Origin of the sequence: uncultured Megasphaera sp. (assembly GCF_958350005.1) — a bacterium.
Lineage (GTDB): Bacteria > Bacillota > Negativicutes > Veillonellales > Megasphaeraceae > Megasphaera.
Window position 1 is genome coordinate 16,492 of record NZ_CATWFF010000002.1, and the last position, 22,110, is coordinate 38,601.

The window sequence follows — 22,110 nt, forward strand, 5'->3', positions numbered from 1 at the left end:
TGTAAACGTTAACAGGTACGAACCATAGCGACTGCCTGGGCAGCCATGCCCTCTTCGCGGCCCACAAATCCGAGGCCTTCTGTCGTCGTCGCTTTGACGGCCACAGCCTCTGCAGGAATCTGCAGGGCCTGGGCAATATGTTCTGTCATTTGCGGCACATAGGGCTTTATTTTGGGCCGCTGTGCCAGCAGCGTAACATCGATGTTTACCGGAGTCCAGCCGTGCTCAGTCAGCAGAGTGCCTACCTTGCGGAGAAGGTCGATGCTGGACGCTCCTTCATAGGCCGGATCGGTATCTGGAAAGTAGGTGCCAATATCATGGAGTCCGGCTGCGCCGAGAAGGGCATCCATGACGGCATGGACGAGGACGTCTGCATCAGAATGGCCGTCCAGTCCCCGGTCAAAGGGAATGGTAACGCCGCCCAGAATCAGGGGCCTTCCCGTCACCAAGCGGTGGACGTCATAGCCCATGCCGGCCCGCTGGACGGAGGGGCTGCTCATATACAGTTCCAATATGGGTATATCCTCCCTTGTCGTAACTTTACGGTTCCGTTCGCTGCCTTCCAGCAGGACCACCGGCGTTCCCAGGGCTTCCACCAGGGACGCGTCATCTGTGCCGTTTATTCCGCAGTCTCTGGCCCGTTCGTGAGCCGTTACGAGAAGACTCCGCCGGAAGAGCTGCGGCGTCTGGACGGCGACGAGACGGCTTCGGTCCAACGTATGCAGCACGGTGCCGGCAGCTGCTTCATCCTCCCGGATTTTCACCGTGTCTTTCAGCGGCACGGCGTAGATGGCAGCATCGGCCGTCTTCATGGCGGCAATGCCCTGTTCATACCATTCCGGCCCGGCATAGGGACGGGCTCCGTCCTGAACGATGACGATATCGGCATCGTCCCGCAGGGCCTGCAGTCCTGCATAGACCGAATCGGTGCGCGTGGCGCCGCCCAGGACGAATTTCACCGGTATGTCCCCGCCCAGGGAAGCTGTCAGCTTTTCCACGTCGTGCCGGTCCTGCCGGGAATGGACGACAATGAGTTCCTGCACCGACGGCGCCGCCAGGACATGGCGCAGCGTATGCGCCAGCACAGGCTCGCCGCAGAGAGGATAAAACAGCTTATTTCGTTCATATCCAAATCGCTGCCCTGAACCTGCGGCTACTACGATGACCGATACTACCAACCCATTCACCTACTCCTCTGCAATTTTTACAAAAATCATGCGCCCTGCTGACGTCTGCAGAACAGACGTGACCGTTACGGGCATGGTCTTGCCAATATACTTGTGGCCGTTTTCGACGACGATCATCGTGCCGTCGTCCAGGTAGGCAACGCCCTGATTTTCTTCTTTCCCGGCCTTGACGATGAGAACTTCCATCTGTTCACCGGGAATGCGGGCCGGCTTCAGCGCATTGGCCAGGTCGTTAATATTCAGTACGACCACGCCCTGCAGGGCCGCCACTTTGTTGAGATTATAGTCATTCGTGACGACTTTGGCCCGAATCTGGCGTCCCAGCCGGACGAGCTTGGAATCGACGCCCTGGACGTCATCAAAATCGTCATTAATAATGCGGACTTCGACGTAGTTATCTTCCTGCATCTGTTTCAGAATATCCAGGCCCCGCCGGCCTTTATTCCGCTTCAGCAAATCGGACGAATCGGCAATGAGCTGCAGTTCTTCCAGGACGAAGACAGGCACCAGCAGAGGGCCTTCCAGGAACCCGGTGCTGCAGATTTCGGCAATGCGCCCGTCAATGATGGCACTCGTATCGAGGAGCTTGCCGGAAAAAGCGCCGTCCTGCCGCCTGGAAACAGCCGGCAGGTCCTTATTTTGCTTTCCCAGGCGAAAGGCCCCGACGAAACCGAGAATATCATTGCGCTTGCGAATGGCAATGCTCATGCCGGCATAGCCGAAGACGATGCTGAACACAATCGGACCATAGGCGCCAATAATAGGCAGTCGGGCAAACGCTAATCCAATTAAATTAGCAATAATAAGTCCAAAAAGCAATCCTAGCGTCCCAACGATTAGGTCCTGGCTTTCAAAATCACTCAGTCCCGATTCAATACGGTCAATCGCCTTCCATATTAAATGCAGAATAAACGGCGAAATAAGGTAGCCAATGAGCACGCCTACGACGACGCCGATAATATAGGCGACGACAGCCAGCAAGGTCGTGCCGAAGAAACTGCCGTGAAAAATTTCACCTTCAATATGGGCACTGAAGTACGGCGTGGCAATAAGCTGGTCTGCCAGCATAACAAAAATGACTGCCATAATCAGCATGATAACGCCTTTCATAATGTTGTCCGTTACGGTGCCGCCATTAAACTTTTTAGGCCGTTTGCCGCCGTTCTTTCCCGCCTTTTCTGACACATCTATTGTGTCCATCATTCATACACCTCCTTTATGATATTGTATCTATCATAACTATATAACTATAGCACATTTTCCGGAAATACACCACCAAAATGCACCGGTTTTATGCAATTTTTACAAGGCCGGAAAGGCAGATGCAATCGCTTCCTGCACGGTAGCCACCGGAATGAGCCGGCATCCGGGAAAGTCGTCGCCAGGTACGTCATCCTGATTGCCCTTGGGAAAGATAAAGGTTTTAAATCCCATTTTTGCCGCTTCCTTAATGCGGCGCCGCACGTGGGGCACGCGGCGGATGTCGCCTGTAAGGCCCACTTCGCCCATGACGACAGTGGTGCTGTCCATGGCCATGTCGCGGAAACTGGAAATGACGGCCAGCACGACAGGCAGATCGGCTGCCGTTTCGGTCAGCTTCAGGCCGCCGACGACGTTGATATACACATCCTGAGTCCCCAGGTTCAGGCCGACCCGTTTTTCCAGGACAGCCAGCAAAATCAAAAGGCGGTTGTAATCCATTCCCGACGCTGTCCGCCGGGGCACGGCAAAGACGGAATGGGCTGTAAGAGCCTGAATTTCTCCCAGAAGGGGGCGCATGCCGTCCATTACTGCCGCTACGACCGAGCCGGCCTGGGCCGCCGTCCGTTCCGACAGCAGGAGCTGGGACGGATTGGTCAGTTCTGCCAGTCCCTGTTCATCCATGGTAAACAGTCCCGTTTCATTGGTCGAGCCAAAGCGGTTCTTAATGCTCCGCAGCACGCGGAACTGATAGTTTCGCTCCCCTTCAAAATACAGAACTACGTCTACCATATGTTCCATCATGCGCGGCCCGGCAATGGTCCCTTCTTTGGTAACGTGACCGATGACAAATACAGGGATGCCTTCGGTCTTGGCAAAGGTCATGAGGCGGCTCGTCCCTTCCCGTATCTGGGCCACACTGCCTGGCGTGCCGTCTGTGTCGCCGCTGTACATGGTCTGAATGGAATCGACAATGACCAGGGACGGACGGCGGCGGTGCCCTTCCTGCAGAATGGCATCGAGAGACGTATCGGCCTGAACGACGAGATTGGCTGCATCAATGCCCAGGCGCTGAGCCCGCATCTTGATCTGCCCTGCCGATTCTTCGCCGGAGCCGTACAGCACCGATCCGGCACGGCGGCAGACCGCAGCCGCTACCTGCAGGACCAGGGTCGACTTGCCAATACCGGGATCACCGCTGAGCAGCATCAGCGCTCCCGGCACAATGCCGCCGCCCAGAACGCGGTCCAGCTCGCCAATGCCCGTGGCAATGCGCTCCATCTGTTCCATGGCAATATCTGAAAGAGAGGCGGCCTTCGTGCTTTCGCCGCTGCGCTGAAAGGACCCGGCGGCCTTAGCTGCCGGCGGCTGCACTGTTTCTTCTTCCATCGTATTCCATTCGCCGCACTGGGGACACCGGCCCAGCCAGCGGCTGGACACACTGCCGCAGCTGCGGCACACATAGCGTGTCTTTGCTTTTGCCATACGCTCGCCTATCCTTTCAGCAGAGCCAGAAATTTTTCAGGCTTCGGCAGTTCAGCCAGGAGCAGCCAGGGTTTGCAGTCGGCCAGCTGTGCCTGCGAATAATGACCGGTTGCAACCGATACGGTCTTGGCGCCAATGGCCTTGCCGCACTGAATATCGTAGGGCGTATCGCCAATGACGTAGACCTCTTCTACTGCATCGCCCCAGGCCTTATCGGCAATAGCCCGGGCATGACGGGCCAGGTCGTCGCGGTAATAGAAATTACAGGCAAATCCGGAGTGTTCGAAATCAAAATACTGGGACAAGCCGAAAAAATCCAGTTTCATCCGGGCGCCATACACGCTGTTCCCGGTCAGCAGCAGCTGCTTATATTCCGGCTGATGATCAAAAAATTCCAGCACATCCCGGACCGGCGCAAAGACGACGCTTTCATCTTTCTTGATTTTCAGCCATTTCAGCAGCCCCTTTTCATAGCCCCGGCAAAAGGCATTGACTTCTTCATCTGTCGGCATGACGCCGTTTGCCTTGTACAGCAGCTGCTGACAAATATAATTATCTGTCCGGCCGCCGGCAGCAATTCTGGGGACCGGCACATCGGCACCCTTCAGCGTATGAAAAACTTCTTCAATGGCATGCAGGCCGGCCCGGCCCGTATTCAGCAAGGTACCGTCTATATCCCAGTATAATAGTTTCATCCTGTTTCACCTCATTAAAAAAAGTAGCCAGCCGCCGGCCGCCAGCCGCCAGTAATTGGAAAAAACGCTTTCTAACTACTAACGTACTGGCAGCCGGCAGGCTAACTACTATGCGTACCGTATCGGTATGATATTGCCTTATTTGGACACGATTTCCTTCGTATCGCGGGCAATCATGATTTCTTCATTTGTCGGAATAACATACATCTTGACTGTCGAGTCATCCGTGCTGATGAGCGTATCCTTGCCGCGGACGTTGTTCCGTTCTGCGTCGAGTTTGGCACCCAGGTATTCCAGGCCTTCGCAGATAGCTGCGCGGTCATCAATACCGTTTTCACCAACGCCGGCCGTAAAGGTAATGACGTCTACGCCGCCCATGGCAGCAGCCAGAGCGCCGATGAACTTGCGGACCTGATAATGGAACATGTCCAGAGCGAGCTGAGCCCGTTCGTTGCCTTTTTTAGCAGCGTCGCCAAGGTCGCGGAAGTCGCTGGATACGCCGGAAATGCCGAGAACGCCGGACTTCTTGTTCATGAGTGTATCCATTTCTTTCGTCGAAAGGTTATGTTTGTCCATAACGCTCAGGACGATAGCCGGGTCAATATCGCCGCAGCGCGTGCCCATCAGTACGCCAGCCAGCGGTGTAAAGCCCATGGTCGTGTCTACGCATTTGCCGTATTTAATGGCAGCCAGGGAAGAGCCGTTGCCCAGATGGCAGTTGATAATACGCAGTTTTTCAACGGGAACGCCCATGACTTTGGCAACCTGACCGGCTACATAGCGGTGGCTTGTGCCGTGGAAGCCGTAACGGCGGATGCCGTCTTCTTTGTACAGTTCATACGGAAGGCCATACATGAAAGCTTTCGGCGGCATGGTCTGATGGAATGCCGTATCGAATACGCCTACCTGAGGAACATTGGGCATAATAGCCTTGCAGGCATTGATGCCGATAATGTTGGGCGGATTGTGGAGCGGAGCGTAAGCCGAGCATTTTTCCAGGGCTTTCATGACTTCGTCCGTAATCAGCGTGGAGCTGGCAAAGGCTTCGCCGCCGTGAACGACGCGGTGGCCTACAGCGTCGATTTCATCCATCGATTTGATGACGCCGCATTCTTTGTCGGTCAAAATGTCCAATACGAGTTTTACAGCAACTTGGTGATCCGGAATAGACTGCTGAATTTCTTTTTTCTGGCCATTCCATTTATGAGTCAGCTGCGAATCGGGAAGACCGATTTTTTCCACTAACCCCTTTGCCATGACTTCTTCGTTGTCCATGTTTACCAGCTGGTATTTCAAGGACGAGCTTCCGCAGTTTACAACCAATACGATCATGCAATTTACCCTCTTTCGTTTTCTCAAAATTATTGTATCTGGCCAAAGATATAGTCTGTCACTTCTTGCCCCATGGCGTCGCCCTGGCGGTACATATACATGACATGCCAGATCTGGCCTTTATCTTCAAAGAAGATGCTGCGCACGACGAGGTCAGAAATTTCTCCATTCAGCGGTTCTTTGTACGTATACTCGCCGATAACGGCCTGTCGGCCGCTGACTGTCGCCGGAGCAATCTTCGTTTGCAGATCTGAAATATCCGGTGTCTGTTCCAGCATGGTCACATTCTGCTCAGCCGCATGCTGTGCCGTCATCCCGCCGGCTGGTTCCGAAACGGCAATGACATTCAGGTGCTTGTCGTTGTTGACATACATCATGGCATCGCTTCCCTGGCGCTTGACATGAGCCAGGTCAAACGGCGTCATCAGATAAATTTCTGAGTCTCCTTCTTTCAGCTGGGCATAGCCGAAGCTGTATTCTTCCATCATCGTCAGACTGCCGCAGCCGGCCAGCAATACCGTCCCGGCTGCCATAACCGCTGCCGCTGTGGATTTCCATCGTTTCATATGTGCTCACCTATCATACTTTCTACAGACTATGACCATTATAGCATATTCCTCTTTTCAGCAAAAGGGAAAACACTGGATAAACGCAAATAATATAGTGTAGAATACATAGTATATATCATTAGCCGGAGGAATGTCCATGAACCATATTGCCATTACAGCGGAATACAATCCCTTCCATACAGGTCATCTGCAGATGCTCCGGGAACTGCGCCGCCAGGCCGGAGCCGATGCGGTCCTGACCATCATCATGAGCGGGTCCTTTGTCCAGCGCGGCGAGCCGGCGCTGTTCAACAAATGGAGCCGTGCCGCCTGGGCCGTACAGTGCGGCGCAGACTGCGTCGTCGAACTGCCGTCCCTGTATGCCCTGTCCAGTGCCGAAGGTTTTGCCTATGGCGCCGTCTCGCTGGCCAGCCAGCTGGGCTGCACGGCCCTTTCGTGCGGTGTCGAAGAAGGGTCTGCCGGGGATATTCGCCTCCTGGCACAGATGGCCCTGGAAGCAGGCAGTCATCCCGTAGCCGCGTCCGGGCAGTCTTACGGCGACTGCCTCAGCGACCGCATCAGTCAGATGGCGCCGCCGGAGCTGGCAGCCCTCCTGCGCCGACCCAATACGCTTCTGGCCGTAGAATACGCCAAGGCCATGCTGCGCCGGGCACCGGAGATGGACTTTCTCCCCATCCGCCGTCACGGCCGCCACGATGCGCCGGGAACGACAGGCGCCTTTGCCAGCGCGTCCGCTATTCGCCAGGCCATTGCCGCCGGACAGGCAGATACTGTCGAAGCCTATCTGCCCGGGCCCGTACGAGAAGCGGTCCGGCAGCGCCTGCAGCAGGGGCAGTATACCGATTACAGCCGGTACGGCGATTTCGTCCTCTGTCAGGGCCGCCTGCACACACTGGAAACGCTGCAGGCGACGGCGGCCTTTTCAGAAGGGCTGGAACACCGCTGGAACCGCATCGTGCCGGAAGCCCTGTCCTGGCCGGACGCGCTGCACCAGCTCAAGACACGGCGCTACTCTTACAGCCGCCTGTGCCGCATGGGCGCCTATACGGTCCTGTCCGTTTCCCAGGCGCATATGGACCAGGCCTATACCCAGGACGTCCCTTATGCCCGCCTCCTTGCCGCATCACCCCGCGGAACAGCGCAGCTCCGGGCCTGCCGCGGCACCGTGCCCATTATCTCCCGCATAAGCCAGGCCCGCACTCTGACCGACTGGGGCCGGTGCCTGCTTGCCTACGACCTGCGCAGTACGGACATACAGCACCTCTGCTTTCATGACGCCGGCGCCCGCCTGGGCCGTCAGGATTATTACCGTACGCCCTATATACAGAAAGACCCGTCGCCGGTGTAAGCTCCTGCTGGCCAAAACAGCATCACTCTATGGTATATTCGCATATGACTCAGCTTTTTCCTGCATATTTATTCTTGTATCTCGCTGCGAAGTCTGCTATGATATATTAGCTATTATTCTTTTATAAAGGAGAGTTTCTATGGTTTTGGTACAGTTAAACATCTATCAGACACTGGCCGCAGCTATCGCCGTCTACTATATCGGCGTATTTCTGCGCATGAAAATCGGCTTTCTGCGCAGATACTGCATTCCTGCTCCCGTTGTCGGCGGTATTTTATTCGCTCTCATGAACTGCATCTTATTCACCAACGGCATCTGGACGTATGAACAGGACACGATTATGCAGAACATCTGCATGATGCTGTTTTTCACCAGCGTCGGCTACACGGCCAGCCTGAGCCTCATCAAACGGGGCGGCATCCTCGTATTTAAAATGGCCATCGTTACGACGATCCTCATTATCTGTCAGGACATTATCGGCATCAGCCTGACCCAGTTCTTCCATATCAATCCTCTCATGGGGCTGGCAACAGGCTCCATTCCCATGGTCGGCGGCCATGGTACGGCAGCGGCCTTCGGTCCCCTGCTGGAAACGGAAATGGGCCTGGCCAACGGCACGACCATTGCCGTCGCTGCCGCTACCTTCGGCCTCGTCGCCGGCGGTCTCATTGGCGGCCCTGTAGGGGAACGGCTCGTGCAGAAGTTTAACCTTCACAGCAGTGCCGAAGCAGAACGGCTCGATCCGGAAGCGACGCAGGCGGAAATTGAAAAATTTGAAGCCGTCATTGCCAACAAGGCCAAAGCCATTCAGGAAGAACAGCGTATTGGCCAGACCATCAATAACTACCGCTTCATGAACGGCATGGCCCACCTCTTTCTGGCCATGGGCCTGGGCACCCTGGTCAGTTCCTTCTTTGTCAGCATAGGACTGGTCTTTCCGGCCTATATCGGCTCCATGCTCGTCGCCGCCCTGATCCGCAACATTGCCGACTTTACGCATATTTACAAAGTCTATCAGCGTGAAAGCGAAGTACTGGGCAACCTGGGCCTGACCGTCTTTCTGACCTGCGTCCTCATGAGCCTGAAGCTCTGGCAGCTCAGCGACCTGGCCGTTCCCATGCTCGTGCTCCTCCTCTCGCAGGCCGTCTTCATGGCCCTTTTCGCCTACTTCGTCGTCTTCCGCGTCATGGGCAGGAATTACGAAGCTGCCGTCATGACGTCAGGGTGCTGCGGCTTCGGCCTTGGCGCTACGCCCAATGCCATTGCCAACATGACGGCCATGACCGAATTATTCGGTCCTGCACCGACGGCCTTCTTCGTCATTCCCCTCATTGGCTCCCTCATTATCGACCCGGTCAATGCGTCGATTGTAACCATATTCCTGAATTTCCTGAAATAACCTATCCTGTATATTCTCTGCCTGGCAGTACGCACAAAGGGGCTGTACGAAAGGTTCCATTCCTGGTTCCTTTCGTACAGCCCCTTTTGTCGTTTCTGCGCAGCAATCCGGCGCTTTCTCTATTTCGTCAGTTCCTCCGTAATCTTGAAGACCGGATTGTCAATGAGCCGGTCTGCTTCATCAATATAGCGGCGGACAATGGTCTGCGATTTATGGCGGGTCTGCTTCATAATCTGCCGTTCTTCCACGTGATGCTGTGCCGCTGACGTGGCAAAGCCGTGGCGCAGACTGTGGGCCCCGTAATCGGCCGGGTCCATGCCCACAAGGGCGACGTATTTTTTGACGATGTCCGCAATGGTTTTGTCAGAAATCCTGTTTTTCCGCAGTCCATGGCTTCTGGTAAACCCGCGGAACAGCGGCCCTGACGCAATGCCGCTGGCTTTCAGCCAGTTCTGCACGGCCTGGACGGCACAGACTTCTTTTTCCTTCACGACGGGAATGCCGATGACCTGGCCGCGGTCATACTGGTCCGTTTTGGATTTGCGCAGCGTAATCAGCATGCCCAGGCGGGTAAACTGAATATCTTCGACGTCCAGATTGGCAATTTCCGAGCGGCGCATGGCTCCGTAAAAGCCCAGGAGCAGAATGGCCTTATCCCGATACTGCTGCAGCTCCGTTCCTTCCAGATAGGTCAGCATTTCCCGGATATCGTCAAACAAAATCGGCAGTTTGCCGTGCTGCATGGTCCCTTTCATGCGCTTAATGCCGCGGAGGGCATTTTTTACAATCGGATAGCGACAGGGATTTTCCGTCAGGCCGGCGGCGTCAAAGTTTTCCGTCAGGGCGCTGATGCGGCGGGCCACCGTGTTGGCCCTGGCATTATCGGCCAGATCATTGATGTAGTTGACAATCGTCTCCGGCAGCGGCGGAAAGGATTCTACCTTATGATAGTCACACCAGGCACAGAAATCATTCCAGTCCGACCGATAGGCATCAATCGTATTGTCTGCCTTGGACACGTACAGACTTTCCCTGGCCTTATCGGTCAGTTTGCTGTTAGCCGCTACGATTTCCGTACGGCCAATGAAAAAATTAGGTGCTTCTTTCACCGTTTCTTCCCTCCCTGTGAAACCGGTTTCTCCCCGGACGGATAACAAAAAACCGCACTATCAAGCCAATTTCTTGGTTCAACAGTACGGTTTTATCTCTGGCGGAGCGGGTGGGATTCGAACCCACGAGACCTTACGGCCTAACTGATTTCGAGTCAGCCCCGTTATGACCACTTCGATACCGCTCCATAGAATGCTTTATTATAATATCATGCATTCTATGGTTCGTCAATTGTTTTCACAACATTTTATGAATTTTCATAGACCCGAACGCGCAGGTTCAGTCCTTTTTCCTCACAGATAGCCCGACACTTGCGAATTTCTTCGCTGTCTTCTACATGGTCGACGACGGTAAGGACGACATTGGGAACATATTTCTTGCAGTGCTGCGCAAAGTTCAGCATGGCATCATACGAAGGAAGGCCAAACTGGCTGCGTGTCAGTTCCAGATACCGTTCCTTATTGGATGCATTCATGCTGATGGAAATGGTATCCAAAATGCCGCCGCCAAATTCAGGGGCCGTATCGCGGCCATATGCCAGGTCAGACAGGCCGTTGGTATTGATGCGCGTCAGCACATCAGGATGGGTTTCTTTGACGTACCGCATCAGTCCCGTCACGTCTTCCAGCCGTTCTGTCGGTTCCCCAAAGCCGCAGAAAACGATTTCCTTTACCTTGTCCCAGGGAAGTCCGTCCAGGTTCCGTTTGATTTCTTCTACAGACGGTTCCTGTTTCAGCCACAGCGTCGAGTCTTCAGCCATATGCTTCATACTGCGCAGACAGAAGGTACAGGCACAGGTACAGCGGTTCGTCACATTGACATAGACCGAGCGCTTTCCTTCGGGATTGCGGCGCAGGCTTTCTTCCACAGGCAAATAGACGCCGCCTTTTTCACAGGTATATACGATCATGAATCCATCCTCCTCACGATAATTCCGTCAAAACTTCTTCAAAAGCCAGGCCGCAGTTCGTCGGCAGCTGCAGCTCTTCTGTATACGTCATGGCCTTGCTGATAAAGGCAGCCGCTTCGCGGACGGCATAGGAAAGGCTCCGTCCCTGCACGAGCAGTCCGCCTACAACAGCGGCAAAGACATCGCCTGTGCCGGAACGGTCAGAGCCGACTTTCCGGGCGGTCTGCAGCTCTGAAGCATCGCCTCGTTCATAAATATAATTGCCAATATCGCTGCCAATATGAATCCCTGTCAGGACGATCTGCGACGGCCCTTTGGCCGACAGGGCTTCGGCCATGGCCTGCAGCTGCGATGTATCGACGACTCCCCCTTCGGGGTACGGTATATCGAGAAGACGGCAGGCTTCGGTCAGATTGGGCGTAAGCACATCGGCACGGGCCAGAAGGCGCCGCATATCCCGGCACAGCTCTTCCGTATACGAGGGATAGAGCCGGCCATTATCGCCCATGACCGGATCGACAATGACTTTCGTATGATCTGTCTTGAAATCGCCGATAAAATCGAGGACAATGTCGATCTGTCCGGCCGATCCCAGGAAGCCCGTCATAATGCCGTCAAATTCCAGCTTGTTGTCTTTCCAGCTCTGAATATAGGGCTTCATGCGGTCTGTATAATCATCAATATAGTATGTCGGAAATCCCGTATGAACCGATAATATAGCAGTCGGCAATACGCAGGCCTGCACTTTTAACGCCGAAATAATCGGCAGCTCTACAGCAATGGAACAGCGCCCATATCCGGTAATATCGTTAACAAGTGCCATTTTCTTCTGGTACTTCATGCCATTACACTCCTATTCCTCAGTATCAGACTGCCCGGCTTTCCGGTACTTTGCGCAGGGCAGCGCCGGCAGCCAGGGCTACAGCCATATTGACCAGGCCTTCGCCAATCAGTCCGGGAACCATCGTAAGACCCGCAGCCAGACTGCCGTACAGGATGGCGCCGGAAGCAGTATAGCCAATGACCATCCAGATCGAGGACAGAGCAAAGGCAGCTACGGTGCGGACAGAGAAAAATACGGTCTTCGATGCACCGGGACGGATGACCCAGAACACGGCTTCTACCATGATCCATTTAATAATGAGGGTCGGAATAATCCAGATAGGAAATCCGCCGATCAAATCGGCAAAGGCAGAGCCTACAGAAGCGGCAAGGCCAGCCTGACGGCGGCCAATGAATAAAAACAGCAGATAAATAACGGCATCCCCCAAATGAGCATAGCCCAAGGGAATCGGAATTTTAGGCACATAGGTCATAATAAAGACAAAGGCCGCCAACACGGCTGTGATACAAATTGTTTTGGCTGAAACAGCAGGCTCTCCTTGCGATGCAGAATGTGTAGTCATTACAAAATCCCCCCAACATAGAGTATCGCGGCGGCCTATACATGAAATGCATGTGCCGGCAATAGGACCGCCGCTGTGTTCTGATTAATCTGTACCCTATTCTATTATAAAAAGTGCCGTAAGTAAATAGGACAGTTTTTATTTTTTCTGTCCCTGACGAAAGATGCGTTTCCGTTTCTTAAGAAAAAACGGCAGGAACCATAAATCTTATGTTCCAGCCGTTCCATGAGCCTTGCCGGTTCTGCTATTCTGTCCAGTCATATGTGAATCGCACCGGCCAGGGGCTGTTACGACAGCAGCCGGCCCACGAGCTTGACGCAGTCTGCAGCGTCTTTGGAGTAGCCGTCGGCGCCGATTTCATCGGCAAAGCTTGACGTTACAGCGGCGCCGCCAATGATGATCTTGCCGTCATACTGGTGCTTCGACGCTTCTTCCACGACGTCTTTCATACGCATCATCGTCGTCGTCATGAGAGCTGACAGGCCGACGACAGAAGCCCGGGCTTCCAGAGCCTTGGCAATGATCTGTCCTGCCGGCACATCTTTGCCCAGATCGATGACGCGATAGCCGTAATTTCGCAGCATAAGGCCGACGAGATTCTTGCCGATATCGTGCACGTCCCCTTCGACGGTGGCAATGACGATGGTTGCCATTTCCTTTTCATCGCCGCTGCGCTGAATGAGCGGTTCCAAATAGGCAATGGCCTGTTCCATCGTATTGGCGCTGGCAATGAGCTGGGGCAGGAAATAAACCTGCTGGTCATAGAGCTCGCCTACACGATTGATGGCAGGAATGAGCAGGCCGTCAATGACGGCTTCCGGGGCCATTCCCTGCTGGAGCTCCCCCTGAGCGCACGACACGACCCGGTCTTTTTCCCCCTGCAGCACAGCCTGGTATACGGGATTCTGATCGAGGCCATTGTCCTGTGCCGGAGAATCGGGGGCCGCAGCCGTTTGCTGGCCGGACTGAGCTGCCAGTTCTGCCTGTTCTTTGCGCTTCCGGTCTTCTTCTTTCTTGTCGAAGTACTGCATCCGTTTGATATAGGCCATGTCGCCGCCTTCTTTGTTCATGAGCATATTGGCCGCAGCGGCGGCATTCATGAGCATATCCTGCGACGGGTTGGCAATGGCCATGGTCAGGCCGCTGGCAATAGCCATGGCCAGGAAGGTCATGTTGACGTAGGCCCGGTTGGGCAGGCCAAAGGAAATGTTGGACAGGCCGCAGACCGTAGGAATATGGAGTTCTTCTTTGCAGCGCCTGAAAGTAGCCATGCAGTCCAGCGCTGCTGTAGGCGATGCGCCGACAGTGGCAACCAGGCCGTCGACGACGACATCGTCTGCCGAAAATCCCTGCGCATAGGCAGCAGCCAGGAGCTTGTCCAGAATGGCATGTTTTTCTTCCAGCGTCGCCGGAATGCCCTCATCAGACAGAGGCAGGGCAATGAACATGGCGCCGTACTTTTTGGCTACCGGCAGCAGTCTGGCCAGTTTTTCCGATTCAAAGGAAATGGAGTTAATCAGGGCCCGGCCCGGATAGATGCGCAGGGCTGCTTCGATGACGTCTGGGAAGCTGGAGTCAATGCTCAGAGGCAGTCCCGACACGCCTGTTACTTCTTCAACAGCGCGGATCATCATGTCCTTTTCGTCAATGCCGTTGGTCCCCATGTTGATATCCAGAATATGGGCGCCGTTTTTTTCCTGTTCTCTGGCCATGGCCCGGACCATATCGAGTTTCCCTTCCCGCAGTTCGGCCTGAAGCTTCTTCTTGCCTGTCGGGTTAATCCGTTCGCCAATAACCAGAAAGGGCCCGTCTACATCGATTTCCGTAACGCTCCGTTCCGAGGCAATGACCCGGCGGTGAGCCGCCTGGACCGGCTTGGGCGTCATGCCGGCTACGGCGTCATGGAGGGCCCTGATGTGTGCCGGCGTCGTGCCGCAGCAGCCGCCGACAATACGGGCACCTGCTTCAATGAGCAGCCGGCCGTCACGGCCAAATTCTTCCGGCGACGTCTTGTACACGGTTCTGCCCTTTTCCAGCTCCGGCAGGCCGGCATTGGGCTTGGCAATAATGGGAATATCGGCATAGGCATACATGGTCTTTACCGTATCTACCATGTCTTCCGGCCCGGTGGAGCAGTTCAGGCCCACAGCGTCAACGCCCAGGCTCTGGAGGACGACGACGCCTGCTTCCGGCGGCGTGCCGTACAAGGTCCGGCCATCAGCTTCAAAGGTCAGCGTCGCCATAATGGGCAGGTCGCAGGTTTCCCGGATGGCCAGCACGCAGGCCCGCGTTTCCTGGAGGCTCATCATCGTTTCGACGACGAACAGATCGACGCCGCCGGCGACGAGGGCCCGGGCCTGTTCTTTGTAGACGTCCACCAGTTCTTCAAAGGCCATATCGCCCATAGGAGAGAGCTGGCGGCCGGTCATGGTCATATCGGCTGCTACCAGGGCCTTATTTCCGGCAGCTTCCCGGGAAATAGCCACCAGATCCCGGTTCATCTCTTCCAGCTTGTCTTCCAGGCCGTATTCACTCAGTTTAATGCGGTTTCCCGTAAACGTCGGGGCATACAGAATCTGCGTCCCTGCCGCTACAAACTGCTTCTGCAGGTCAATCATGACATCACGGTGTTCCAGAATCCACTGTTCCGGGCATACGCCAATGGGCATGCCGGCCTGCTGCAGATTGGTGCCTGTTGCGCCGTCCAGCAGGACTATCCCTGTTGCCAGTAACTGGCGAAATTCATCTCGTGTCATCCCTGTGTTTCCCCCTAAAAGTTAATGTAATGTATGTATTCGTCCTGAAAAGACGGTTCGTTAGCCAGTACAATTTCCTCGGCCCTGTGCCCCAGCGCCTGCATCTCCGTCAGGGCACTGTCGCTTGTCAGCACTGCCGCCGCTCCGGCCAGGGACGTATTGCCCACAGCCGTCGTCCGGTCCGTCAGGGCTGCCGGCAGTAAGCCGATGACGGCCGCTTTTTCCGGATTCAGATAGTACCCGAAGCCGCCGGCCAGGTAGACGTGCGCAATATCTTCGTACGACGCGCCGGCTTTGGCCAGGAGCGTTTCAATACCGGCGCGGACGGCGCTTTTTGCCAGCTGAACAGCACGAATATCTTTCTGATTCAGCGTAATGCGCCGGTAATCCAGTGTCGATGCCAGCGTAAAGCCCTGATGGAAATAAGGCTCTTTCAGCTTCCCTGTCTCATCGACCAGGCCGTTCCGCACGAGCTCTGCCATGCCTTCAATGACGCCGGTACCGCAGATGCCTACGGGCACGGCGCCGTCAATAGTGCGGACTTTGGCCCGGCTCCGTTCGATCGTAACGCCGCAGATAGCGCCGGACACACTGCCTGTCCCCCACGTAAGGCTGGCCCCTTCCAGAGCCGGACCGGCAGACGTAGAGGCCACAAACAGCTGGTTGTCATTGCCGATGGCCATTTCGCCGTTTGTCCCCAAATCGACGAGGAGGCGCAGAGACGAATGGCTCGTCAGGCCGCACTGCCAGATGCCGGCCGTAATATCGCCGCCTACGTAGGTGCTGATGCCGGGAAGGAGCGTAACGGAACAGCCGGGAATAGCCCGCTTGGGGCCAAATACGTCAGCCCACGAGTAGGTTTCCCCGCCGAGAGAAACGGGATGGAAAGGCCAGGCCCCCAGTCCGCGGCAGTCCCAGCCCATGAGGAGATGGAGCATCGTCGTATTGCCGGCTACAGCGGCGCGGTCAATCCGGCCTTTGGCCTGAGGATACTCTTTCAGCAGCTGGCGGACAGCGTTGGCAATATCCCGGCGCACGCCCTGCTGCATGGCCCGGCCCTTGCCCTTGTTGGCGGCCTGAATGCGGCTGACCACATCGGCGCCGAACTGGCGCTGACTGTTGACGGCTGTCACCGTATGAACCGTTTTTCCAGCCGTCCGGTCGACAAGGGACACAGCCAGCGTCGTCGATCCCACATCGACAGCAATGCCATAGGCATGCTGGCCGTCATCGTGCAGCCCCGTATCTTCCTGTTCCTGCGGTGCTGCCCCGACAGCGGCAAAACTGCCCGTTTCGACGGCAGGGACGCGGACGGTTACGGCCTGCTTTGCCACAGCCTTGCAGGACAGACGCCAGCCAGCTGCCAGATCGGCCCTGGACAGAAGGCGCGCATCTTCTGCCGTAACCGGCAGCTCTCCTTCTACGACCTGGACACGGCATTTGCCGCACATGCCCTTGCCGCCGCACAGCAGGGGGACAGCTATCCCCTGCTGCTGCAAATAGGAACTGATCTGCACCCCTGCCGGGCAGGACACGCGCCGGTCCTCAGCCGGTGCTTCTTTGCGCAGCGTGCAGTCCGAAGCGGCGCAGCTGCTGCAGTCATGGCGCATATGAAATACACTGGCGTCAGCCGATATGTTATAGGCTGTTGCCATGGTTTTTTCCGGCTTCAGCACCATATCGTCGGTCACGGAAACGCGCAGGGTCCGCCTGCCGTCCACGGCCTGCACCGCTTCGGCCACCGCCGACAGCGGCAGCTGACTGCCTGCTTCCAGCCGTTCGGCAATGCCGATGCCCTTTTCCCGGCAAATCCCTTCCAGCTGAGACAGGACCTGCTCTTCAAAGGCCAGAAGGCAGCTGTCAGCCATGGCGTTGAACAGGAGGCCTTCCGTATAGGCTCCATCCTGGAACAGCCGGTCTTTCTGCCCATCCACGGCAGGCCCCAGGGTCAGGACAGTCCAGATCATCGTATCTGTAAAAGCCAGGGCGGCCTTGGGCTGTATGAGGCGCCGGACCTGCGGCAGAAGCTGCTGAAACAGTTTCTGTCCCTGCGCCGTATCTCCGTCCTTATATCCGGCCAGGGCAAAGGTCTGAGCCGGATCGGGCATAATGCGCTGTCCCCGTAAAATGCGAATATCCTCAGCCATGAACCTCACTCCCTTCATTCCATACGATGACCGCCATATGACGGCCTGTTTTCTGTCCCTGCCGGCTTGCCTTGCGGTAGGAGAAAAACAGATCATCTCGTGTATACGTACATAACGATGCATCTTCCACATGGTCCCGGCGAATACCGGCCTGCATCAGCAGGAAACGATTGGCCTTGGGCAGGTCAAACACATACTTTCCGGCCTTCGTCGGCCGGGCCAGTTCCTCCATTTCCACAGGGGAAAAGAGAGGCGAAAAGGCATCGATCACATCCTGTCCCACTTCAAAAGCGGCACTGCCAATAGCCGGCCCCACCGCAGCCAGCACATCAGCCGGATCGGTCCCATAGGCATCCTTCATCTGCCGGAGCACGACAGCCCCAATATTGCCGGCTGTGCCGCGCCAGCCGCCGTGCGCCACTGCTACGGCATGATGGACAGGATCACAAAACAGCAGGGGCGTGCAGTCAGCAAAATTCATGGTCAAAGGCACACCGGCTTCATCGGTCATAAGGCCGTCACAATCGGGAATAGCCCCATCCCGGACCAGGGCACCCCGTCCCCGGTCAGCCTGCCCGGCACGGACCACATGGATGCCGTGCACCTGATTACAGCAGACAATCTGCGCTGGATCGATCTTGAGAGCCGATAAAAAGCGGCGCCTGTTTTCCCGCACTGCCGCCGGGTCATCGCCGCTGGCAAAGCTCATGTTCAGCGACGAAAACACACCTGTACTGACGCCGCCTGTGCGGGTCGATACGGCAGCCGTAACGGCCGGCACAGCGTCAAATATAGAAAATGTTACCACAGAAAGAGTTTCTGTTTCTTTCAGCATGCCATCTATCTTCCTTTCTTTTACTGCATAATGTATCTGCCAGACAGAAATGGAACTTCAGGAAACAAACAACGTCTCCCCTGAGAGAACCTATTTGCCTGGTACATATCGATTTACAAAATCCCGGATTTCCAGAAGAGCGTACGCCGACTCCTTCATCTCTGGCAGAAGCAGGACAAAGTCATGGGGCATCTGGGGATACACCGTCAGCGTCACTTCGGTGCCGTCAGCTGCCGCTTTGGCCGCCAGGGCCTGGCATTCCGACAAAAACACTTCATGCCCGCCGGCCTGTATGAGCATGGGCGCCAGATCGCTCAGGTCGGCATGGACCAGAGAAAGGCGCGGGTCCCGGAGATCCATCGTCCCGGCATAGGCAGGATGCACCACTTCATCGCTCAGGGGCTTGCCAGTTCCGAGAATGAGATCCTTCCCGGCGTTTTCCGTCCTTGAAGGCGAAGCCGATTCAAAATCAGCCCACGGCGACTGGAGAATCAGCGCCCCTGGCTGGGGCAGGTGATGGTCCCGCACATATACGGCCAGGGCAATGGCCAGATTGCCGCCAGCAGAATCACCGGCTACAACAATATGCTCCGCCGCAACGCCCTGCTCCAGCAGGCCCTGATAGACCCGGACCGCATCCTCCAGAGCTGCCGGATACGTATGCTGCGGCGCCAGGCGATAGTCTGCATAATACACAGAAGCGGCCTGGATGAGCGCCCCTTGCCGCAGGCCCAGAAGGCGGTTCATATTGCTCAGGCCCAGTACATAGCCGCCGCCATGGAGCTGCAGCAGCACGCGGTCGGTCTGCTTCACTTCGGCCGTCATCTGTTCCACAGGAACCGTTCCGACCTGTCCTTTCGTCCAGGTCCATCCGTCGGGAACCATAAAAGAATGATGTTTCCGCTGGGGATCAAACAGGCGCTGCAGCTCCTGCTGCATATATGCCTGCTTTTCCTGTCCCTTCAGAGTCACAGCCTGTTCCGGCGCAGGGACCGACAGCGGCGCAGCCCACGCTGCAGCATAAACTGCGATACTCAGCACAACAGCCAGTCCAAACTGCACCAGTGCCTGCCATCTCCTTCGTTTCATCATCTGTCCTCCGTCATCGAAAAGGCTATCCTGCTCAGGAATACATAACCACCAATTATACGTATTATAGCATGAGAGAGGCATAGAAAAACAGTAGTATTCACAGGGAACCGTCATTTTTCCGCAAAGGCGGGCGGCGAAAAGGCGCCCTGTACAGTTGCCATTTTGTGCATCCTTACTTATAATGATAAGTAATCAACCAAAGGAGTGATACCAATGATCATCAAAAAGCTGCTGACCTATGAAGATATGGGCCTCATCCAGTGGGGCGTCTTAAATGAAGAAGAAACAGGCGTATACGGCGCCATTGCCCTGGAAGAAGCCTTCTTTACGCCCCTGCCGGAAACACTGCTCGAATTCATCCGCCAGGGAAATGAAGGCCTCCTGGCCCTGGGAGATGCGCTGGAACAAAACGAAAAAACAGGAGCCGTCAAAGCACAGCCCCTGGACACGATACGCATTATGGCGCCTATTCCTCACCTGGAACGCAACGTCTTCTGCGTCGGCAAAAACTATGCCGACCACATTGCCGAATTCGACAAGACAGCCATTCCCAACGTCCCCAAATTCCCCTGGATTTTTACGAAAGCCACGACAGCCGTCATCGGCCCGGAAGACAAAATCGACTCGCACCCAGGCGTAACCAGTGCCATTGATTACGAAGGGGAACTGGCCGTCATCATCGGCAAAGAAGGATCGGATATTCCCATTGGCGAGGCCATGGATCACGTATACGGCTTTACCATTCTCAACGACGTTACAGCCCGGGATCTGCAGGCCAACCACGTCCAGTGGTTCCACGGCAAAAGCCTGGACACCTTCTGCCCCATGGGGCCGTTCCTGCTGCTCCGCGATGCCGCTCCCGACACCTTTGACGTCGTCACCAAAGTAAACGGCGAAGTACGGCAGGACGCATCGACAAACGAATTTATCTTCACCATTCCCCAGCTGATTCAGACCATCTCCCAGGGTACGACCCTCCTGCCTGGCGACGTCATCGCAACAGGCACGCCGTCCGGCGTCGGCGTCGGCTTCAACCCGCCGAAATACATCCACAAGGGAGACACTGTAGAAATTTCCATCTCCTCCATCGGCACCCTGACCAATACGGTAAAATAGATACGGGAACCTGCACCTTGTAAGCAATAAAGGTGCTGTAACAAAATGAGTTTTTTCTCCCATTTTGTTACAGCCCTTCTTTGTAATGGATGAAAGCTATTCAGAACGGTAACTACCAGTATATATCATAACAGACAAGTAGGTTTCATTACCAATGAGTTCCAGTCAACTGAAATTTCCACAACAACTTGACACTGTCCAAACTCCCTAATCATGTTGACGTTCTGCAGATGTTCCCATATACTGATGGCAGAAGAATCTGTATCAGGTAATGGCTGGTTAGACCCTTCCTGCGAGAAGAATTTCCAGAGAGATTACTGCCTGATGCAGGTTCTTTTTCTATACCTGAATCGCCTCCACACAAAAGTAAAGTAAAAGTATCACCAAGGTACACCGCATCAATAATTTCAAGTCATGCACCCACACGGGGTGTAACATATGGGCTATATAATGGTAACGCCAATCATTGGGATTTCAATCCTCGCACCCGCACGGGGGGCGACAGGGATTGACAAGCAGGGCTTCCCGGACGTAATCATTTCAATCCACGCACCCGCACGGGGTGCGACTAATCTTCACCTACTTTTACAGCTACCAGCGTTATTTCAATCCACGCACCCGCACGGGGTGCGACTAGAAACTTTGTTCGCCTGAGTATGGTTCAATATATTTCAATCCACGCACCCGCACGGGGTGCGACGTAATGCAGTATATCATGCAGGAAATCCTGCACATATTTCAATCCACGTACCCGCACGGGGTGCGACAGCATTATATTGTCAATCAGTTCAACATCTAAAAATTTCAATCCACGCACCCGCACGGGGTGCGACTTTCCCGGCTATGGGCTATTGAGCGGGTTGGCACAATTTCAATCCACGCACCCGCACGGGGTGCGACGTAGGCGACAACCTGGAGGCACAGATGCAGGATCCATTTCAATCCACGCACCCGCACGGGGTGCGACGTTGATTGTGTTATTCCTGGCACACCGATCAACAAATTTCAATCCACGCACCCGCACGGGGTGCGACACGAATTGATGGACAGCATTGTCAATCATACACAATTTCAATCCACGCACCCGCACGGGGTGCGACCAGGACGCCGCCGCCGCCAAAACGTACTATGACATATTTCAATCCACGCACCCGCACGGGGTGCGACACTGCTGAACCTGCCGAAATCGGCGGTTATTTGGGATTTCAATCCACGCACCCGCACGGGGTGCGACCCCAAAAAAGCACCGCGAATCTCCAGAGTTACCCATTTCAATCCACGCACCCGCACGGGGTGCGACAAAAGGCACTGCAGTCGAAAGATTCACCAGAATTATTTCAATCCACGCACCCGCACGGGGTGCGACTCGCTGCTGCGGGTCGGCGTTGCCCTTGTCTTTATATTTCAATCCACGCACCCGCACGGGGTGCGACGCTGAAATCGGCAACCCCGTTGACGGCGTATCCCCATTTCAATCCACGCACCCGCACGGGGTGCGACCCCAAAAAAGCACCGCGAATCTC

General features: G+C 55.4%; 17 protein-coding genes, 1 tRNA gene and 1 CRISPR repeat array. Of the genes, 3 read left to right on the forward strand and 15 right to left on the reverse strand.

Going from position 1 to position 22,110, the window contains the following annotated elements; all coding sequences use genetic code 11:
• Positions 1-8: 8 nt before the first annotated feature.
• The 6 genes from ispD to Q3886_RS00335 form a co-directional block, all read right to left on the reverse strand.
• The gene (gene ispD / locus Q3886_RS00310; RefSeq protein ID WP_301859092.1) at positions 9-1,187 is read right to left on the reverse strand and encodes a 2-C-methyl-D-erythritol 4-phosphate cytidylyltransferase; all 1,179 of its coding nucleotides are present in this window, start codon (positions 1,185-1,187) and stop codon (positions 9-11) included.
• On the reverse strand, positions 1,188-2,390 hold the full coding sequence (locus Q3886_RS00315; RefSeq protein WP_301859093.1) for a PIN/TRAM domain-containing protein: 1,203 nt from the start codon (positions 2,388-2,390) through the stop codon (positions 1,188-1,190). It lies immediately after the preceding gene.
• A gap of 99 nt (positions 2,391-2,489) precedes the next feature.
• A complete protein-coding gene (gene radA, locus Q3886_RS00320; RefSeq protein WP_301859094.1) occupies positions 2,490-3,872 on the reverse strand; it encodes a DNA repair protein RadA in 1,383 nt (460 codons plus the stop codon).
• An 8-nt stretch (positions 3,873-3,880) separates the two neighbouring features.
• Positions 3,881-4,567 carry an HAD family hydrolase gene (locus Q3886_RS00325; RefSeq protein WP_301859095.1) on the reverse strand — a complete coding sequence of 229 codons (687 nt, stop codon included), beginning with the start codon at positions 4,565-4,567 and terminating at the stop codon, positions 3,881-3,883.
• A 138-nt stretch (positions 4,568-4,705) separates the two neighbouring features.
• Positions 4,706-5,899: an acetate/propionate family kinase gene (locus tag Q3886_RS00330; RefSeq protein WP_301859096.1), complete on the reverse strand. Its 1,194-nt coding sequence runs from the start codon at positions 5,897-5,899 to the stop codon at positions 4,706-4,708.
• A 29-nt stretch (positions 5,900-5,928) separates the two neighbouring features.
• Complete coding sequence (locus tag Q3886_RS00335) at positions 5,929-6,465, reverse strand: hypothetical protein (protein ID WP_301859097.1); 537 nt, start codon at positions 6,463-6,465, stop codon at positions 5,929-5,931.
• 133 nt (positions 6,466-6,598) lie between these two features.
• On the opposite strand from Q3886_RS00335, the gene Q3886_RS00340 reads away from it, so the two are divergent.
• Complete coding sequence (locus Q3886_RS00340) at positions 6,599-7,816, forward strand: nucleotidyltransferase family protein (protein WP_301859098.1); 1,218 nt, start codon at positions 6,599-6,601, stop codon at positions 7,814-7,816.
• A gap of 139 nt (positions 7,817-7,955) precedes the next feature.
• Positions 7,956-9,215 carry a sodium/glutamate symporter gene (gltS, locus tag Q3886_RS00345; RefSeq protein ID WP_301859099.1) on the forward strand — a complete coding sequence of 420 codons (1,260 nt, stop codon included), beginning with the start codon at positions 7,956-7,958 and terminating at the stop codon, positions 9,213-9,215.
• A 119-nt stretch (positions 9,216-9,334) separates the two neighbouring features.
• Here gltS and Q3886_RS00350 read toward each other — a convergent pair whose 3' ends face one another.
• From Q3886_RS00350 to Q3886_RS00390, 9 genes are all read right to left on the reverse strand, one after another.
• Entirely contained in the window at positions 9,335-10,324 is a 990-nt protein-coding gene (locus Q3886_RS00350; RefSeq protein WP_301859100.1) for a site-specific integrase, read from the reverse strand.
• 99 nt (positions 10,325-10,423) lie between these two features.
• Positions 10,424-10,512, reverse strand: a tRNA-Ser gene (locus tag Q3886_RS00355).
• Between the two features lie 60 nt (positions 10,513-10,572).
• Positions 10,573-11,235: a TatD family nuclease-associated radical SAM protein gene (locus tag Q3886_RS00360; protein ID WP_301859101.1), complete on the reverse strand. Its 663-nt coding sequence runs from the start codon at positions 11,233-11,235 to the stop codon at positions 10,573-10,575.
• A gap of 13 nt (positions 11,236-11,248) precedes the next feature.
• Positions 11,249-12,076 carry a pyridoxamine kinase gene (locus tag Q3886_RS00365; RefSeq protein ID WP_301859102.1) on the reverse strand — a complete coding sequence of 276 codons (828 nt, stop codon included), beginning with the start codon at positions 12,074-12,076 and terminating at the stop codon, positions 11,249-11,251.
• Between the two features lie 25 nt (positions 12,077-12,101).
• Entirely contained in the window at positions 12,102-12,641 is a 540-nt protein-coding gene (locus Q3886_RS00370; protein WP_301859103.1) for an ECF transporter S component, read from the reverse strand.
• A gap of 287 nt (positions 12,642-12,928) precedes the next feature.
• Positions 12,929-15,397, reverse strand: coding sequence for a homocysteine S-methyltransferase family protein (locus Q3886_RS00375; protein ID WP_301859104.1), 2,469 nt, complete (start codon positions 15,395-15,397; stop codon positions 12,929-12,931).
• Positions 15,398-15,411: 14 nt separating this feature from the next.
• Positions 15,412-17,544, reverse strand: coding sequence for an ASKHA domain-containing protein (locus Q3886_RS00380; protein WP_301859105.1), 2,133 nt, complete (start codon positions 17,542-17,544; stop codon positions 15,412-15,414).
• Complete coding sequence (gene pgeF, locus Q3886_RS00385) at positions 17,537-18,379, reverse strand: peptidoglycan editing factor PgeF (protein WP_301859106.1); 843 nt, start codon at positions 18,377-18,379, stop codon at positions 17,537-17,539. Before pgeF ends, Q3886_RS00380 begins: the two co-directional genes overlap by 8 nt.
• 90 nt (positions 18,380-18,469) lie before the next feature.
• Complete coding sequence (locus tag Q3886_RS00390) at positions 18,470-19,471, reverse strand: alpha/beta hydrolase (protein WP_301859107.1); 1,002 nt, start codon at positions 19,469-19,471, stop codon at positions 18,470-18,472.
• Positions 19,472-19,684: 213 nt separating this feature from the next.
• On the opposite strand from Q3886_RS00390, the gene Q3886_RS00395 reads away from it, so the two are divergent.
• Positions 19,685-20,587, forward strand: coding sequence for a fumarylacetoacetate hydrolase family protein (locus tag Q3886_RS00395; RefSeq protein ID WP_301859108.1), 903 nt, complete (start codon positions 19,685-19,687; stop codon positions 20,585-20,587).
• 404 nt (positions 20,588-20,991) lie between these two features.
• A CRISPR array of direct repeats spans positions 20,992-22,087; the repeat unit is 32 nt; unit sequence ATTTCAATCCACGCACCCGCACGGGGTGCGAC.
• Positions 22,088-22,110 lie beyond the last annotated feature (23 nt).